Source organism: Novosphingobium sp. KA1, assembly GCF_017309955.1.
Classification (GTDB): Bacteria; Pseudomonadota; Alphaproteobacteria; order Sphingomonadales; family Sphingomonadaceae; genus Novosphingobium.
Genome location: NZ_CP021248.1, coordinates 1,340,001 through 1,357,394, shown reverse-complemented (window position 1 = coordinate 1,357,394; position 17,394 = coordinate 1,340,001). Strand labels below are relative to the sequence as shown.

Sequence of the window (17,394 nt, the reverse complement as noted above, 5' to 3'; positions counted from 1 at the left end):
GTCAGAACTTTCGCGAGATGGTGAGGCCATAGGTGCGCGGATTGCCGAAGACTTCGGTGATCGGCGCGGAGGCCGAGGCCGGGGAATAGGCAACGGCGTAGCGTTCGTTGGTGAGGTTCTTGACCCAGACCTGCGCGGTCCAGCTATTGTCCTGCGTGCGCAGGCCGATACCGGCATTGGTGATCGCCACCGCGTCCTGCCAGCCATAGATCGAGCGCGGGTTGATGAGCGCGACCTTGCTTTTCCAGCTGGTGTTGACGTAGCCGGTGAGCACCCAGTTGTCGTCGATCGGCTGGTCGAGGTCGATCCCGCCCTGCAGCGTCCATTTGGGGGCACCGACGATCTGGTATCCGGTCAGGCTGAGCGGTACCGAGGCGCCGCCGTTGGCGACCTGATACTCGACCGGCGCCGGGGCATCGTCGTAATCGAGGTACTTGGCGTCGTTGTAGGCGGCGTTGAAGTTGAGCCCAAGCGCCGGGACGGGGCGCAGGGCGGTCTCCAGCTCGAAGCCCCGCAGGCGCACCTTGCCGACATTGGCGAGGTAGCTGCCGAAGGTGGCATTGCTGCTGTCGACGCGGGCGGCCTGATAGTCCTTGATGGTGTTGTTGTAGAGGTTGAGGTTCACCGTCGCCTTGCCGTCCAGCCAGGTGGACTTGATACCGCCTTCGAAGTCGGTGGACTTCTCGGGCCTGGTGATGACGAGGCTTGCCTGCGAAGCGGTGGCCGAGGTGTTGGCCGCGCCCGACTTCTCGCCATAGCTGGCCGAGGCGTAGAGCAGCACGTTGGGGGTCACCTGCCAGGCCGGATTGGCCAGCCATGCCCAGGACCCGCGGTTCACCGAATCCGAGATCGAGTAGCTACCCGCCGCGCTGCCCGAAGTGCCGCCCAGGTTGTTGAGCAGCGCCGTGCGGTAGGCGGCCAGCGCCGATGTCAGGGTTGCCCCGCCAAGGCTGTAGCCCTCGACGTCGACCGACTTCTTTTCGTAGGTATAACGCAGGCCGCCGGTCAGCGAGAGCGTGGGGGTGAGATGGAATGTTGCCTGGCCGAAGCCGGCGATGCTGTCGATGTGGAGGCGGCCGTCGCGGTCGTACTCCAGCCCGTCGGTCACCGAGGAAGGCAGCGCGGGGGAGAGGAAGAAGGCGGTGGAATCGGACCCGAAGATCGTGCGCAGGTTGCTGCGCAGGTCCTCGTGCAGGTAATAGGCGCCGATCTGCCAGTCGAGCACGTCGCTCGGCTTGGAGGCCAGGCGCAGTTCCTGCGAATACTGGTTCACGTCGACGTCGTAGCCGGCGCGGTAGATGTCGTAAGGGGTGTAGTCGCTGTCGTTATAGGGGCGGAAATAGAGGCGCCGCCAGGCCGATACCGACGTCAGGTTCACGCCGCCGAGGTCCCAGTTGATCTCGTTGGAGACGCCGTCGGTGCGGGCGACAAGACGGTCCTGGTTGTTGAGATTGGCGTTGTGCGGCGCGTTGAAGTCGGGCGTGTAGCCGAAGGCATTGGCCAGCTTGCTCGACCAGCCGCTGCGGGCAGAGACGACCGCGCCGGTGTTCGGATCGAGGTTCTGCGTCACGTCGCCGATGGCCGGGTAGAAGTTGTTGCGTTCCTGGCTGTCGTAATGCTCGACGATCAGGCGCGAGGAGATGTCGCTGGTCGGCGTGAACAGCAATTGGCCGCGCAGGGACCAGCGGTGATTGTCGAGCAGCTTGTCGCCGTTGTACTGGTTGGTTACCCAGCCGCCGCCGTAGCTGTTGGCAAAGGTCAGGCGGTAGGCCAGCTTGTCGGCGATGATCGGGCCGGTGGCATTCAGGCGGATCTGTGCGGCATCGTAGTTGCCGTAAGTGCCGGTGACGGTGAGCGAGGGATCGAAGCTTGGCTTGGCGGTCTGCACGATTACCGCGCCGATCGTGGTGTTCTTGCCGAGCAACGTGCCCTGCGGCCCGCGCACGACCTGGATGTTCTCGAGATCGACAAAATCGAGCCAGGAGAAGCCGACATGGGTGAAGAACACGTTGTCGACGATGAGGCCCACGCCGCCCTCGGCGCCGTCGTTGCTGGCATTGCCGCCAAGACCGCGCACGTAGAGCCCGGATACGCGGGTGTTCTGTTGCAGCGCGTTGAAGTTGGGCACCTTGATGGCGAATTCGCTGACGCGCTCGATGCGCTTGGCGGTCAGTTCCGCGCCCGAGACGGCCGAGATCGCCAGCGGCACTTCCTGCAGGCTCTCCTCGCGGTGGCGGGCGGTGACGACGATGGTGGTGCCCTCATCGCCCGAGGCGCTGTCGGTGGCCGGTTCGGCGGCAGGCGCGGCGGTTTCCTCGGCATGGGCCATGGCGGGCAGCGACAGCGCGCTGGAGGCGAGAAGCAGTGCGCCGATCTTCGCATGGTAGCGATCAGCAAGAATATTCGACATCTTCGTGTAAACCCCAAGTCGGGCACGCGCCTGCGCTCCGCCGGCCGCGACTATGCGGGGGCGGGCATCGCAGGGCACGCGCCGCGCGTTCCTTGCGCGGCTATCGGCCCGTGAATTTGCGTGTATCGTGCGGTGCGTCGTAGCCGGCGCACAGGTAGGCGGGGGAACGGCCCCCGCGCGGCATCGCGGTGTGGTCTAAACCTGGATACGCATCGTATCACCCCTTGCTGGTGGGGAACACGAAGCCTGGCGATGTCGCCTTAGCGTCGCGCGCTTTAGCCGTTGGTGACGCGGAGCAAGCTGCTTCCCGATCAAAAGCCGCGGACTGGAGAAGGGCCTCACGGCAGAACCGTGTGGGCATGACGAGCCAGTATCCCCTCGTCTTGTTTCTCAACCTATTTAATAGACATTAGGCCGTCAAGCGGGCGTCGTCGCTCCGGACGCGCAAAGGCCCAAACCAATTCTATGCCGGGCGCAAGGTGACCTTATCGCCAGTCCTTGGCCTGTGCCGCTTTCTCCTGCGCCGCGTCGAGCGGGTCGCCGGCCATCATGTCCTGCGCAGCGGCCATCAGGCTGGCTTCGGGGGACCCTGCCTGCCGGTACGCGCCGGTCTGCGCGGGAGCGCCGGTCATCGTGCGTTCGAGCAGCCAGTTGCCGTCCTGCTTGCAGGCGATGCCGGACGTGGCAGCCCCCGCAAAGACGCGGCAATAGCTGCCGTCCTGGCGCTTGAAGCTGGCGAGGATGCGCATGTCGGCGGCAGGTTCGGCCGCAGCGAGCTGGCGGTCAAGCCCGCGCGCCAGCGAACCTGAGGCGACCAGCCCTGCGCTGGTCTGGGTGATCGGCCCGCTGCCGCCGTGGAGTTGGGCGCCCAGCATGAGGCCTACCACCAGCGAGGCGGCAATCGCGAAACCCATGCGGCGATCCGCGAAGATCGGCACGCGGGGACCCTTGGCAGCGCGCTTGCGGGCCTTTTCGGCTTCGTCCCGGCGTGTCCTTGCGGCGGCGAGATCGACGACCTCGGCCGGTTTCGGGCGGCTGGCGGTGGTCGCAGTTTCGGGCAGGCCGTTCGCGCTGTCCTCGGCTGCGGTGCGGGTGATCAGCGCGGTCAGGGCAGCGGGCACCGGTTCGTCCGCCACCGGATCGAGATGGCCGCGCAGGGCAGCGCGCAGGCTGCGTTCCGCCTCCAGCCGCCGGGCGAGGGCAGGATCGGCGGCGACAGCCGCTTCCACACGGGCTGCTTCTTCGCCGGACAATTCGCCGTCGGCCAGGGCCATGAGCTCTTCGGGGGTCACGCTCATGCGGGTTCTCCAAGTTCCTTCAAGAGTGCCTCGCGGCCGCGGCCGAGGCGGGATGTCAGGGTGCCTTGCGGAATGCCGATGATCTCCGCCGCTTCCTTGTACGAAAAGCCTTCCACCAGCACGAGCACGACGGCTTCGCGTTGCTCGGCGGGCAGGCGCGCCAGCGCCCGGTCGACATTGCCGAGTTCCACGCGGTTTTCCGCATCGAGATCGCCCGCCACGCCCACGTTCGCGCCTTCGTCCTCGTGCACAAACGTCTGTGCGCGGCGGCTGCGGGCCCTGGTTTCGTCGATCCATTGGTTACGCATGATCCGGTACACCCAGGCGTCGAGCCGCGTGCCTTCCTGCCACTGGCCGCGCGCCACCAGGGCGCGTTCGACGGTCGTCTGGCACAAATCGTCGGCGTCTGCCGCGTTCTGTGTCAGCCCCCGTGCGAAACGCCGCAAGCGTGGCAGCAATGCCGTCAATTCGTTGCAGAAGCTGTGCGTACTCATCGAAATATCGTTTCCGTGAGGATGAAACGTCCCGATGGCACCGTTTCATCCTTGAGCGCTACCGATTTTTGCTGTGGGAACGAGGAATGGGTCGAAGGTCTGAAATGTGTGCGGGGCTGGCCGCGCTGGTTATGGCGGCATTTGCCGCACCCGCCGGTGCGCAACTGGGTCTGCCGGGTGGGCTCGATCCGCTGGGTGCGATCGATCGCACGCGGGGGGCGTTGTCTGGCGCTGCGGAGGACGTGGTGGACCGCTCGCTGTCTGGCGTGTCGGCGATTGTCGGGGATGCCCGCCAACTGGCGCAGGACCGGCTCGGACGGCTGCGCGATTTCGTCTCCGCCCGGCGTGACAGCGTGGATTGGGATGACCGGCACGAACCGGCCCGTGCCGGCGAACTGCTGCTGCTCGACCCCGATGCCGAGAGTCTCGCGCGGGCGGCGGACACGGGTTTTGCGCTGATCGAACAGGGCGAGATCGGGGACCTTGGCATTGCTTATGCCCGTCTGGCGACCCCGCGGGGCGAACCGCTTGCGCGCGCCATTGCCCAGTTGCGCCGCGCCTTGCCGGGGCGTGAGATCACGGCGGACCAGTTGCATTTTCCTTCGGGCAGGACCGCTGCAAAAGCGAGCGGCCGTCCAGCCGCGGCGCTGCCCAAGGGCGGCACGGTGGGCGTTATCGACGGCGGCATTGCCGGATCGGACCGGCTGGCGGGACAAGGCGCCTTTGCCACGGGCGCGCCGAAGGCGAACGACCATGCCTCGGCCATTGCCTCGCTGCTCAAGGGGGCGGGCACGGCGCGGATCTACGGCGCCGATGTCTACGGCACCGATCCGGCTGGCGGGAACGCGCTGGCGATCGCCCGCGCGCTCGGCTGGATGGCCGCGCAGCGGGTGCCGGTGGTCTCGATCAGCCTGGTCGGCCCTGCCAATCCCTTGCTGGCCCGCGCGGTCGGTGCGGCGCGGGCAAGGGGTATCGTGGTCGTCGCCGCCGTTGGCAATGACGGCGCGGCGGCACCGCCGGCCTTTCCGGCGTCCTATACCGGCGTCATTGCGGTGACCGGCGTCGATGGGCGCGGCCGGGTGCTGATCGAGGCAGGCAAGGCTGCTCATCTCGACTATGCGGCTCCGGGCGCGGACATGACGGCGCTGGTGCCCGGCAAAGGGCGGATCGGGCTGCGCGGAACCTCGTTTGCTGCGCCGCTCGCGGCCGCACGTATCGCTGCGCGGATCGGACAGGGTAAAGATGCCGGGGCGGCCTTGCAGGCGGCCAATGGCGAAGCGCTGGCACCGTCGCGGCGGACCGGGCGCGGGGTGCTTTGCATGGTCTGTCGTACCGGCGAGTAACCCCTTTCCCAATTTTTTCGCCGGGCCGACGGATGAAACCGGAAAGGCCATCCGTTCCTCTCTCAGACCCATCGCAATGGCGCCTCGGCGCGGCGGCGGACAGGACAAGCAGAGGAAAGGAACCGGAACGATGAAGCGCATCACTATCAGCAAGGCAAACCTCGGTGCGGCTCTGGCGGCAGTTGCCGTCGCCATGGTGCCCGGTGCGGCGCAGGCCCAGCTTCTGGGTGGCGGCGGTTTGGGCGGCAGTCTCGGCGGGGCGCTGGGAGGCTCGCTGGGCGGCGGCATCGGCTCGGTCGGCAGCACGCTCGGTGGCATGGGCAGCGCAGCGGGCGACATGAGCATCACCCGCAGCGCGCGTTCGGCAACCGCATCGGGCTCGGGCAGCGGCAGTGGCCGCGCCAGCAAGAAGGTGACGGCGCCTGCGGTTTCCGCGCCCGATGCTTCCGGTGCCGGCGATGCCGTTTCCAACGCACGCACGGCGACCAGCAGCCTTGCCGGATCGGCGGTTTCGGGCGCAACCTCGCGGGCGGGTTCGGCGCAGGGTACGCTGAGTTCGCTTGCCGGCAATGCAGCGACTTCGGGGAGCGGTGCGACCTCGGGCGCGGCGAGCCATGGCGCTTCGGGCACGACTGCGAACGGTTCCGCCACCGGTAACGGTGCGTCGAGTGGCAACCTGGCTGCCCCGACGCTGCCCGATGCGACGGGTACGGCCAGCGGCGCGGCCTCGCAGCTGGCCGGAGCCGCCGGTTCGGCCCGCGATGCGGCAGTGAACCGCGCATCGAATGCGGCTTCGACGGCACAGGACACGGCTTCGAGCGCCAATGCGCAAGGTTCGGGCAACGGTTCCGGCACGGCCACGGCGGGCAAGCATAGCGCGGCGGCGGCAGGCTCGAGTTCCGGCTCTGCGTCCAGCAGCGGCGGCTCGATCAGCCTGAGCGCTTCGGCCAGCGGTAACTGAACCCACACAGCCCCCCCGCGCGCCGTCGTCGTTAGCCCCGCAAGGTTCCGGCACCCCAAGGTCGGCTGCGCACAAGGGGCCCCATCCGACGAGATGGAACGACGGCGCGGAGCCCGCGAAAGCCTTACCCGGGCTTTCGCGGGCTCTTTCTCGTGTTGCCTCTTGCGGTCCGTCGCCGCATAGGCGGGCCGTGGAGCGAGATCAGTTTACCGAGAACAATCGCCGCGAGATCGTTCGGATCGCGACGGCGCACTTTGCCGATAAGGGCTTTGCCGGAGCGCGCGTGGACGAGATCGCCGCCGCCACCGCGACCTCGAAGCGGATGATCTATTATCATTTCGGCAGCAAGGAAGGCCTCTACCGCGCCGTCATGCGCGAGGCCTATCGCGGCATCCGCTCCGCCGAACTTGATGCCGGGCTGGAGGATATGTGCCCGGTCGCCGCGCTGGAGCGATTGACGGCGCTGACGTTCGACTATCACTTCCATCACCCCGAACTGGTGCGGCTGGTGATGGACGAGAACATGCGCCACGGCCCGCATGTCGGCGCGGTGGATGAGGCGAAGAACGACCTCGTGCTGCCGCGCACGCAAGCGCTGATCGATCGCGGCGTCGCCGAAGGCAGCTTCCGCGCGGGGCTGGATCCGGTGGACTTGCATATGACGATCAGCGCGCTGGCGTTCTACTTCGTGTCCAACCGCTACACCTTCCGCGCCCTGTTCGACGTGGATCTCACGAGTGAGGCGGTGGCGGAGCGCCGCAAGGCACAAGTGGTGGAAACCGTGCGGCGCTACTGCCTCGCGCTGTGAACGGGCGCGAGGCTTATTTTCAAAACGTCATCCGCACCTGACAGCCCAGTGCCAGTGCATTCGGCGTCGAGCGGAAGCTGAACGCGCCCGGCTCGACAATGTACTGCACGTCGGGCCGGATCAGCAGCCAGCGATTGGCCTGGAACCCGTAGCTCAGTTCGATGGCTGTCTCCCCGGCGGGCAGCGAGGCGTAGCTGCCGGGGATCGGGGCGGTGTCGACGTGGAGACGGCGCAGGCGGGGGTCCACCACGGCGTGGGTCACGCCAAGGCCGATGCTGTCGGCATCGCGGCCCTTGAAGGTGCCGGTCTTGACCAGACCGCCGGCGTACCAGCGGGTAATCTGCCCAGAGACTTGCGGATTTGCGGTGAACTGGCCGAACAGCGACAGCCCGCGGTTACCGGTGCCCTCGCGCCAGATCATCTGGTCGGCAAGGATGTAGAATCCGTGGCGCCCCGTAACGGTGCCGCCGCCGCCCTGCTTGGTCACGCGCGAGGTGTCGTAATAGAAGCCGATCTTGTAGTGGCCCGGGAGTACCCGGCTGGCCTTCGTCACGCCGGGGTCGTATTCGACTTCGACGGGCAGCACGACGCCGATGGTGCCGCCCGCGAAGGGATCCCAGGCATTGTCCTCGTCGTTGAGGCGCGGATTCACCTGGTAGACGCCGGTGCGCAGGATCACGTCATGGCGCAGCTTGTAGCGCACCGCTGCGCCCCAGCGCGCATTGGGATAGTTGTACCAGCCGCTGTCGCCCGACATCGACAGGGGATGCGCGCAGAAGGCGGCGTTCACGAAAGTGCAGCCGATCGGCATGCCGCCCAGATCGTTCCCCATCGCGAAATAGCCGAGCCGCAAGTTGAGCTTGCCGCCCATCAGGTTCTGTTCCCAGCTCGCCTCGGTAAGGCGGGCGTAGTAGCCGCCGGCGGCCTCCTGAATGGGCAGGCGGTTGCCCACGAAGTCGGACGAGATGCCGATGCCGCGCCGGTCGTTGACCGTGAGGTGGATGGTGGCACCGTCGACCCCGGCAAGCCGCTCCATGTCGAAATCGGCACCGAGCCGGACTTGCTGGACGTAGCTGGTGCCGCGTCGCTGTCCGCCATCGACCGCCGAGAAGCTTTCAGACACGTAGTCGCCCCGGACCGTCACGCCTGCGTGCTTGAGCGAGGTGCGCAGTCCGCCCCAGTCGCCGGTCAACGTGTCGCGGCCGTTGGCGGGTGGGGCGGCGGGCTGGGTGGTCGCTGCAGGCACGGCGACAATTGGCGCCGAGACCGGCGCGGGCTGTTCCTCGCCCGCTTCGGTTTCTTCGGCGCGAACCGTGGTTGCCGTAAAGGGCTGGGCCAAGGCGAGACCGCCGACGGCGAGCGTGAGAGTGTGGATACGCTGGGCCAAGGCCCCCTCCTTCCCGCGGCCTTCACCGGCGCGGGTTTACTTGATGTGGAACAGGATGTCCGGGGACGGAGTTGGGAATCCGCCCCCGGACCGGTCACCGGACCGGCGTGATGGAGGCTCCGGGAGCCCTCACTTCAGCGCGTAAGCGATTACGTAGTCGCCGCGGTCGGGCGACTGGCGCGCGCCGCCGGCGGTGATCACCACGTACTGCTTGCCGGTCTTGGGCGACTTGTAGCTCATCGGGCCGCCCTGGCTGCCGACCGGCAGGCGGGCTTTCCAGACTTCCTTGCCGTTCGCCGCGTTGAAGGCGCGCAGGTAATAGTCCTGCGTGCCGGCGATGAAGACGAGGCCGCCCTGCGTCGCCAGCGTGCCGCCCAGCGTCGGCATGCCGATCGGGATCGGCAGGCCCATCTTGATGCCCATCGGGCCGGTGTCGCGCACGGTGCCGACCGGGACCTGCCACTTGATCTGGCGGGTCGTCATGTCGATCGCGGTGAGCGTGCCGAACGGCGGGGCCTGACAGGGAATGCCAAGCGCCGAGAGGAAGCGGTCCTTCACCACCGAATAGGGCGTGCCTTTCAGCGGAACGCTGCCCATGCCGGTGTTGATCGCTTCACCGGCCGCGCCGGACTTGCCCTGCTGGGCCTTGGTCTGCGGGAACATCTGCACCCACAGGCCGAGGCGCATGTCGTTGGCGAAGATCGTGTTGGTGGTGGGATCGATCGAGAGACCGCCCCAGTTCATGCCGCCCAGCGATCCCGGGAAGCTCAGCGACTTGTCGGTGCCGGGCGCGGTGTAGAGCCCTTCGTAACGCATGCCCTTGAAGGCGATGCGGCACATCAGCTGGTCGAACGGCGTGGCGCCCCACATGTCGGCCTCGGTCAGCTTGCCGGCGCCGATCTGCGGCATGCCGACGGACTTGGGCTGGGTGAGGGCATAGGGCTCGTTCGGGATGTTCGCGGCCTTGACCTTGACGTTCGCCACTTCGGTCAGCGGCTTGCCGGTCTGGCGGTCGAGCACATAGAGCTGGCCGGCCTTGGTGCCGAAGACCAGCGCGGGCACGCTCTTACGGTCCTTCCGGTAATCGAGGAAGGTCGGCTGCATCGGCAGGTCGAAGTCCCAAAGGTCGTTGTGGACCGTCTGGAAGTGCCACTTTTCCTTACCCGTCGTCGCATCGAGCGCGAGCATCGAGGCGCCGTACTTGTGGTCGAGCGAGGTGCGCGGCACGCCGTAAAGGTCGACCGAGGAACTGCCCACCGGCATGAAGACGGTGTTGGACGCCGGATCATAGGACATCGCCGACCAGACGTTGGGGGTCGAGCGGGTATAGGTCTTGCCGGGGGCAGGCATGCCGGTGATCGCCGGGTTGCCCGGATCGAAGGCCCAGCGCAGCTTGCCGGTGACGACGTCGAAGCCGCGCATCACGCCGCCAGGCATGTCGGTCTGCACGTTGTCGGCCACGCGGCCGCCGACGACCACGGTGGTTCCGGCAAGCGTCGGTGCGGACGTCAGCTGGTACTGCGGATCGGGCGCATTGCCGAGGCCGGCCTTGAGGTCGACGCGGCCGCCATTGCCGAAGTCCGGGCAGAATTTGCCGGTATCGGCGTCGAGCGCGATGAGTTCGGCATTGATGGTGTTCATCAGGATGCGGCGCTGGCACGGCGCGCCTTGGGGCACGGTGACGGCGGTGACCGGTGTGGAGCCGGGCATGGCGGGCTGCTGGATCGGCGCCCTGGCATCGAAATAGGCCAGGCCCCGGCAGCGGTTCCACACCGAGGCGCGTGCGTCGATCCGCGCCTTCCACTTCTCGCGGCCGGTATCGGCATCGAGCGCGATGACATTGTTGTGCGGGGTGCAGATGTAGACAGTGTCGCCCACCTGCAGCGGGGTGTCCTGATCCTCCGCGCCGTTACCGTCGCTGATTGCCACGTCGCCGGTGCGGTAGGTCCAGGCGACCTTGAGCTTGCTCACATTGTCGCGGGTGATCTGGTCGAGCGCCACGAAGCGGCTGCCTCCCGGCGTGTTGCCGTAGGCCTGCCAGTTCTGCTGTGCATGGGCGGGATCGACCGGCACCAGCGCGCCTTCGGTGCCCGTGAAGGGAACCGTGGGATGCGGTACGAACATGCCTGCAAAGCTGGCGGCGGAGCCGAGCCCGACCACGGCAGCGACGGCCAGAGCGGGCTTCCAGTTGGGAGCGAGCCCTTCGGCGCGGCGCAGCAGCGGATAGGAGAGCGCAACGACGGAGCCGCCGACTCCGATTGCCAGCAGGCGCGAGATCAGCGGCCAGAAGGTGAGTCCGACTTCCCACAGCGACCACAGGACAGTGCCGAGGAACACTGCGCCGAACAGCAGTGCACCGGCGCGCTTACGACGGATGAGCAGGAGGCCCGAGGCCAGCAGGACGAGGCCGGCGATCAGGAAGTAGAAGCTGCCGCCCAGGCTGACCAGCTTGGCGCCGCCAAGGGTGAAGAAAAGACCGGCGGCAACGATCACGCCGCCGAGCAGCCAGAGCCAGGCCCTGGTGGCTATTCCGGCGCGGGCTGGGCCTGAGCCCGGTGTACTGACATGCTTGTGTGTGCCTGACATGCGGCACCTCCTCATGTTTCTATGTACGTGCAGGAAGGTGCCGCCAATCGGGGGGTGACGGCAAGCCTGCATCGAATGATACGAAATAACGAGAGCGGTCATGCCGTCATCGAACGTGTGTACCAATTAGTACACAACGGTTGCGGGCACAAGTTTAGCTGGAAAATCAAACCTAACAGATTGATATAGATCAATATTGTTGGTGTCCTGGCAGGCTGGTCCCGCGAGTCGGCGGGGCACCGCGGCAGGCTTGGAATCGGTTTTGCAATCGCATGTGTTGCTATTGCGAATTGGTTGCATTAACTGCCTCATCGGTGCGACGGATTCGATGCGGCCCGAAGGAGGCCGCACGGTAGCCGCGCCGGGTTGCAAAAATCGGGGTTTGGGCCCCGTCGATGGGGCACGATCGAGTTGGCGCGCAGGGTACTGTTTCAAGTCCACTGGTTCCTCGGCATCACCGCGGGTCTTGTCCTTGCGGTGATGGGGATCACCGGCGCGACGCTGAGTTTCGAGAACGAGATCATGCGGGCGCTGAGCCCCGGCGTTGTCCGGCTTGCGCCGGATGGCCGCGTGGCCCTGTCGCCGCAGGCGGTGCTGGCGCGGGTGCAGGCGCAGCGTCCCGGCGAGCGGGTGGAGCGGTTTACGGTCGCGGCGGATGCCGGCAGCGCCTGGGAAGTCCGCTTCGCTGCGCTCGAAAAGGGCAAGCGGGGCGAACGCGCCCGTGTCGATCCGCGCGATGGCCGCCTGCTCGGCAAGGCGAACGGCGAGGGCTTTTTCCAGACGGTCGAGAATATCCACCGTTGGCTGGCCTTGCCCGAGGGGCCGCGCGGGATCGGGCGCCAGATCACCGGGTTCGCCGCGATCTCGCTGCTGTTCTTCGCGCTTTCCGGTATCTATCTGCGCTGGCCGCGCCGTGCGCTCGACTGGCGGGCGTGGCTGGTGCTCGACTGGCGCAAGAGCGGGCGCAATCTCTACCGCGCGCTGCACGTCGTGATCGGAACGTGGGTGGCACTGGCCTACCTGCTGTCCGCGCTGACGGGTCTATGGTGGTCCTACGAATGGTACCGGGAGGGCGCGCAATATGTGTTGACCGGCAAGGTGTCGGATGGCGGCCACGAAGGCAGGCGGCCAGCCGGTGAGATCGAAGGCGAAACGGCGCCTGCCGCGACTTCGCTGGCGCGCGCCTGGCCGACATTGATGACGGCGACCGGCGGGCGGTTCGATGCGGTCCAGGTGACGATGCCCGAGACTGGATCGGAGGGACGTTTCCGGGTGCTTTTGCCCGGCGCGCGGCACGATCGGATGACCGACGACTACAGCATCGACCTTGCCGCCGGTCATGTGCTCAAGGTTGAACGCTATGCCGACAAGCCGCTCGGCACTGTTGTCGCCTCCAGCATGTACGAGGTGCATCGCGGCGCGATATTCGGCCTGCCCGGACGTATCGTCATCCTGATCACAAGCCTGACGATGCCGTTGTTCACGGTGACCGGACTGCTGCTCTATTTCGCCCGCCGCCGTCGCAAGCGCGCGGTACAGGCGGAAGCCACCGCCGATGTTGAGGGCACAAACGCCACGACACTGGTCGCCTATGCCAGCCAGACCGGCGGCGCGGAGCGCCTTGCGCGGCAGACCGCGGCGGCCCTCGGCGGGGCAAGACTGGTGCCGTTGGCCTCGCTCGACGAGGGGCAACTGGCCGGCGCGGAGCGCGCGCTCTTTGTCGTGAGCACCTATGGCGAGGGCGAGCCGCCGGACACCGTGCGCCGCTTCGCCCGACAGGCCATGGCGGCGCCGCCAAGCGTGGCGCATCTCGACTATGCCGTACTGGCGCTGGGCGACCGCGAATATGCCGAGTTCTGCGCGTTCGGCCATAAGGTTGACGGCTGGCTGCGCTCGGGCGGCGCGACGCCGCTGTTCGAGACGATTGAAGTCGACGGCGAGGATCCTGCCGCGCATGGCCGCTGGCAGCACAACCTTGCCCTCCTTGGCGCCAAGGATACCGGGGCCTGGGCTGGCGAGACGGACCGCCCCTGGCGCCTGGTCGAACGCGAATTGCTCAACCCGGGCTCGGCAGGCGGGCCGGTCTACCGGGTGGCGCTGGAGCCTGCCGACGGCAAGGCGGCTGATTGGCGGGCGGGCGACATCGCCGAAGTGCTTCCCGGGGGAGCGGTGGAGGGTGCGCCGGTCAGCCACCGCGAGTATTCGATCGCTTCGATTCCCGCCGATGGCCGCATCGAATTCATCGTTCGTCAGGTCACTCGCAGCGACGGCACGCTCGGGCATGGTTCGGGGTGGCTGACGGTCCATGCCGCGATCGGCAGCACGACCGCGATGCGGTTGCGTTCGAACAGCGGTTTTCATACCCCGCGAGAGCCTCGCCCGTTGATCCTGATCGGCAACGGCACCGGTATCGCCGGCCTTCGCAGCCACTTGCGACAGGCAGCCTGTAGCGGGCAGGGCGGCCACTGGCTGCTGCTTGGCGAGCGAAACCGGGCCCATGACGCGCTGCTCGCCGATGAACTCGCAGGCTGGCTGGCGGACGGCACCCTGACCAGGCTCGACCGCGCCTGGTCGCGGGATGCCGATTGCGGGCGCTACGTGCAGGACCTGGTTGCCGATGCCGCGCCGGACATCGCCGAATGGGTGGACCGGGGCGCGGCCATTCTCGTGTGCGGCAGCCTGCAGGGCATGGCCCCGGCGGTCGATGCTGCCCTGCGCATGGCACTTGGCGAGGACCGCCTCGACGCGATGGCCGAAGCGGGCCTCTACCTCCGCGACATCTACTGATTGTCTGCGGGTTCTCGCCCGCAGTCTCCTATGTGTTTTTGAGGATTTCCTCCGATGCTTTCCCCCCGTTTCGTCTCGCACCTGCCCTTTGTCCTGCCTGCGCTCGGCATGAGCGGGCTCTTGCCCGCCCATGCCGAGGAAGCGGCCGAAATCGGCGGCGGCAACGAGGGGGAGACGATCGTCGTCACCGCCCGCGCGCAGACACTCTACCGCGTCACCGAAACCGAAGTGGGCAAGATCGCCGCCGATCCACTGGATGTGCCGCAATCGGTGCAGGTCATCAATTCGGACATGATCGAGGACCAGGGCGCGCGCGACATCCGCGATCTCTATCGCAACGTGCCGGGTGTGAGTGCCAACAACTACGCAACCGTCACATATCGCGGTTTCAGCCAGGACGTGACGTATTATGACGGGCTGCGCGGTGACCCGTTCCAGACCTTCTCGGTCCCCCAACTCTTCACCATCGACCGCGTCGAGTTCCTCAAGGGGCCGGCGGGCATGCTCTATGGTGCCGGTTCGCCGGGCGGCACGATCAACTACGTGACCAAGAAGCCCTCCGACCAGTTCGCCGCAAACATGCGCGCCATCGTCGGCGGGCGCAATCGTTATGGCGGCTCGTTCGACGTGACCGGTCCGCTCGACAAGGACGGTGTGCTATCGGGCCGCGCCGGCCTGTTCTACGAGGATTACGACAGTTACCGGGCCCACGCGAGCAGCCGCACGCTGGTGGCCGATGCCGGGCTCACCGCCAGGATTTCAGACGACACCAAGCTGACGGTGCAGGTGACAGACTACGATCAGGACCTGCCGGGCAACCGGTTGCGCGGAATCCCGATCGATGCCGATGGCAACTTCCTCACCTACCGCAGCTGGAATCACAACGATCCGGGTGACTTCATTCGCTACAACGGCCTCGTCACGCAGGCGCGGCTCGACAGCAAGCTGTCCGATGCGATCTCGTTCAATGTCGCCGGGCGCTGGTTCCGCTACAACGAGGATCAGGAATACCACGAGCCGGTAGCCCTGCGCGACACCGATGGCGACGGTGTCTACGACACGGTCACGCGCGAGTTCCGCAAGCAGCACCGCCATGTCGAAGGGCTGTCGCTGGGCGCCAACCTGATCGGCAAGTTTGTCACAGGGCCATTGGAGCATACCGTGCTGCTTGGCGGGGACTGGTACCGCGAGGATTCGACCGGCCAGAACTACGCCACCCGCAACGTCCCGGCGCTCTCGCTGATCGATCCCGATTACAGCGATTCCTCCAAGCCCGATCTTTCGGGCGTCACACCGTCTTACACCGATGCGCGTGCGCTGCGCCGCGGCGTCTACCTGCAGGAACAGCTGGGCATCGGCGAGCATGTCATCCTTGTCGGCGGCGTACGTCGCGACTGGTTCGATGACAACGACTATATTGCTGGCGACAATGCCAGTTCGGCGGCCACTACCTGGCGGACGGGCGCGATCTACAAACCGCGCAAGGACGTGTCGTTCTATGTAAGCTGGTCGCAGGCTTTCGAACCCCAAGACGTGTCAGACCAGTTACCGCTCGCCGGCGGTCCGTTCGCTCCTGAAACCGGCAACCAGATAGAGGCCGGCGTAAAGACCGATCTGCTCAACGGACGCATCCAGACGACCCTGGCGGCCTATCGCATCGTTCGCCGCAACGTGCTGCAGATCGACGACAGCCAGGACGCCGTGAACGGAGTGGACCAGTTGGCTCCGATCGGCGAGGTGACCAGCAAGGGCGTCGAAGCCACGGTAACCGCGGACGTCACCCGAGACTGGGTCGTTTCGCTGAACTATGCGTATAATGACACCCGCATTACCGGGACTGCCGAAGGCCAGTCGATCGACAATTCGGTGGGAGATCGTTTCCCCAACACGCCGCACCATCAGGCCGGTTTCTGGACGCGTTACCAGGTGCAGGCGATCGAGACGGCATTTGCCTTTGGGGGGCAGTACGTTTCCGATCAGATCGATCGCTCGGGCGACAGGCTGAAGCCTTTCACGGTGTTCGACGCTACGGTCTCGCACGATTTCGGCTTTGCCGAGGTCAAGTTCCGGATCGAGAACATCTTCGACAAGTATTACGCGGTATCCGGCTTCACCGGCGCCAAGGGGGCCTACCTCGGCAATGCGCGGAGCTGGTTCGTGGAGTTCCGGCGCAGGTTCTGAGCGCTGGAACCGGTCAGGAGGCGCTGTCGCCGCTGTCGGCCGCCGCGATTTCGGTGCGGGCGTCGCTGCCCTGGGGATAGATGAACCCGAAGACTGGGTTCACGCGCGAACCCAGCGCCCGCGAAGGGGCATACCAGACACGAACCTCGCTCCAGTCTCCTGAGGTAGAGACGTCTTCGGCCAGAGCGCCATGTTCGATCATGCCGGGTGAAGACCAGTTGGCATGGTCGAGCAGGATGTGGCGCTCGTCGACGACTTTCTGCACGACGGCAACATGGCCGAGCGGCATCGCCGAAGACGGCGCCATTGCGACGACCGCGCCAACCTGCGGGACACTACCGCGGCGGTAGATGCCCTTGGCCTGGTTCCACCAGGTCCAGGCATTGCCGTGGATCTCGATACCCGAATGCTCACGTGCATAAGGAACGCACTGCAGCGGTGCAGCCATGGCTGGGCTCGTGAAGCCGACGGCGACCAGCAGAACCAGCAGGCCGTGGCAAATCGACTGGTTTTGTTTGGCGAAGACGTTTTTGACGATGGCTCTGGCAACAGAACCCCATGTGCCGTTTACCGGCATGACCCGACCGTTTTTCACGAAAGCTCCTTGGCGACCCGTGACGCATTAGTTATGAGATAACATATCTTCTGTGAAGGCACCCTGGCTTCGGCTCGCCTTGCCAGGACCTCGGCTGAACGAAGCTCCCTGGGAATCCGGGAACTTACCGGTGCGATCACACGCTATGAGGATTCGCCCGGTGAAGGGCATGAAGCAATTTCCTGTAGGCGGTGCCACGATCTTGCCGTGATCCGAGCCTGCTGCGCGATGGGCGGCCCGTCTATGTGGGAGGGCGTTTTGTCGTGGCCCCTTCTGCGCCGTTCGACTCCTCATATTACGACGCGCCACTCACTGTGGCTGCTGCAAGGAAGGCTGGCTCAGGGCGGTACGAAATGCGTCATGGCCAGTTCAATCAGGGCTGAAAATCCCGGAAACCGGCGTTTTTTGGGAAAGTGACGTTTTTTTGAAATTAGTGTTTGACCGAATCAAGAGCGCCGCTTAGAGGGCCTCTCACCGCAGCGGACCACACGGTTTAGCTGAGGTCGCCAACAGAGACGGGCAACATGCTCCCCCATCGCAAGAA

General features: G+C 66.2%; 11 protein-coding genes. 5 read left to right on the top strand and 6 right to left on the bottom strand.

The window, feature by feature from the left end; genetic code table 11:
- Nucleotide 1 precedes the first annotated feature (1 nt).
- The 3 genes from CA833_RS23770 to CA833_RS23760 form a co-directional block, all read right to left on the bottom strand.
- Nucleotides 2–2,410, bottom strand: a complete 2,409-nt coding sequence (locus CA833_RS23770; RefSeq protein WP_207080431.1) for a TonB-dependent receptor — start codon at nucleotides 2,408–2,410, stop codon at nucleotides 2–4.
- A gap of 485 nt (nucleotides 2,411–2,895) precedes the next feature.
- Nucleotides 2,896–3,708 (bottom strand): hypothetical protein, encoded by an 813-nt coding sequence (locus CA833_RS23765; protein WP_207080430.1) that lies wholly within the window; start codon nucleotides 3,706–3,708, stop codon nucleotides 2,896–2,898.
- Nucleotides 3,705–4,202, bottom strand: coding sequence for an RNA polymerase sigma factor (locus CA833_RS23760; protein WP_142638449.1), 498 nt, complete (start codon nucleotides 4,200–4,202; stop codon nucleotides 3,705–3,707). The genes CA833_RS23765 and CA833_RS23760 overlap by 4 nt, the downstream gene beginning before the upstream one ends.
- Before the next feature lie 104 nt (nucleotides 4,203–4,306).
- Here CA833_RS23760 and CA833_RS23755 point away from each other — a divergent pair, with 104 nt between their 5' ends.
- From CA833_RS23755 to CA833_RS23745, 3 genes are all read left to right on the top strand, one after another.
- The gene (locus CA833_RS23755; protein ID WP_242526463.1) at nucleotides 4,307–5,545 is read left to right on the top strand and encodes a S8 family serine peptidase; all 1,239 of its coding nucleotides are present in this window, start codon (nucleotides 4,307–4,309) and stop codon (nucleotides 5,543–5,545) included.
- A gap of 130 nt (nucleotides 5,546–5,675) precedes the next feature.
- Nucleotides 5,676–6,506: a hypothetical protein gene (locus CA833_RS23750; RefSeq protein ID WP_207080428.1), complete on the top strand. Its 831-nt coding sequence runs from the start codon at nucleotides 5,676–5,678 to the stop codon at nucleotides 6,504–6,506.
- A gap of 190 nt (nucleotides 6,507–6,696) precedes the next feature.
- Complete coding sequence (locus tag CA833_RS23745; RefSeq protein WP_207080427.1) at nucleotides 6,697–7,314, top strand: TetR/AcrR family transcriptional regulator; 618 nt, start codon at nucleotides 6,697–6,699, stop codon at nucleotides 7,312–7,314.
- A 19-nt stretch (nucleotides 7,315–7,333) separates the two neighbouring features.
- Here CA833_RS23745 and CA833_RS23740 read toward each other — a convergent pair whose 3' ends face one another.
- Complete coding sequence (locus CA833_RS23740; protein WP_207080426.1) at nucleotides 7,334–8,701, bottom strand: carbohydrate porin; 1,368 nt, start codon at nucleotides 8,699–8,701, stop codon at nucleotides 7,334–7,336.
- Between the two features lie 129 nt (nucleotides 8,702–8,830).
- Nucleotides 8,831–11,287, bottom strand: coding sequence for a glucose/quinate/shikimate family membrane-bound PQQ-dependent dehydrogenase (locus CA833_RS23735; RefSeq protein ID WP_207080425.1), 2,457 nt, complete (start codon nucleotides 11,285–11,287; stop codon nucleotides 8,831–8,833).
- 411 nt (nucleotides 11,288–11,698) lie between these two features.
- On the opposite strand from CA833_RS23735, the gene CA833_RS23730 reads away from it, so the two are divergent.
- Both CA833_RS23730 and CA833_RS23725 read left to right on the top strand, forming a co-directional pair.
- A complete protein-coding gene (locus CA833_RS23730) occupies nucleotides 11,699–14,074 on the top strand; it encodes a sulfite reductase flavoprotein subunit alpha (RefSeq protein WP_207080424.1) in 2,376 nt (791 codons plus the stop codon).
- A gap of 54 nt (nucleotides 14,075–14,128) precedes the next feature.
- Nucleotides 14,129–16,255 (top strand): TonB-dependent siderophore receptor, encoded by a 2,127-nt coding sequence (locus CA833_RS23725; protein WP_242526462.1) that lies wholly within the window; start codon nucleotides 14,129–14,131, stop codon nucleotides 16,253–16,255.
- A 13-nt stretch (nucleotides 16,256–16,268) separates the two neighbouring features.
- Here the strand turns inward: CA833_RS23725 and CA833_RS23720 are convergent, their stop codons facing one another.
- Entirely contained in the window at nucleotides 16,269–16,850 is a 582-nt protein-coding gene (locus tag CA833_RS23720; RefSeq protein ID WP_242526461.1) for a CHAP domain-containing protein, read from the bottom strand.
- Nucleotides 16,851–17,394 lie beyond the last annotated feature (544 nt).

Bases quoted from the DNA above. Each gene is read 5' to 3' on its own strand.
- CA833_RS23770 (WP_207080431.1), bottom strand. From the start codon at position 2,410: ATGTCGAATATTCTTGCTGATCGCTACCATGCGAAGATCGGCGCACTG.
- CA833_RS23765 (WP_207080430.1), bottom strand. From the start codon at position 3,708: ATGAGCGTGACCCCCGAAGAGCTCATGGCCCTGGCCGACGGCGAATTG.
- CA833_RS23760 (WP_142638449.1), bottom strand. From the start codon at position 4,202: ATGAGTACGCACAGCTTCTGCAACGAATTGACGGCATTGCTGCCACGC.
- CA833_RS23755 (WP_242526463.1), top strand. From the start codon at position 4,307: ATGTGTGCGGGGCTGGCCGCGCTGGTTATGGCGGCATTTGCCGCACCC.
- CA833_RS23750 (WP_207080428.1), top strand. From the start codon at position 5,676: ATGAAGCGCATCACTATCAGCAAGGCAAACCTCGGTGCGGCTCTGGCG.
- CA833_RS23735 (WP_207080425.1), bottom strand. From the start codon at position 11,287: ATGTCAGGCACACACAAGCATGTCAGTACACCGGGCTCAGGCCCAGCC.
- CA833_RS23725 (WP_242526462.1), top strand. From the start codon at position 14,129: ATGCTTTCCCCCCGTTTCGTCTCGCACCTGCCCTTTGTCCTGCCTGCG.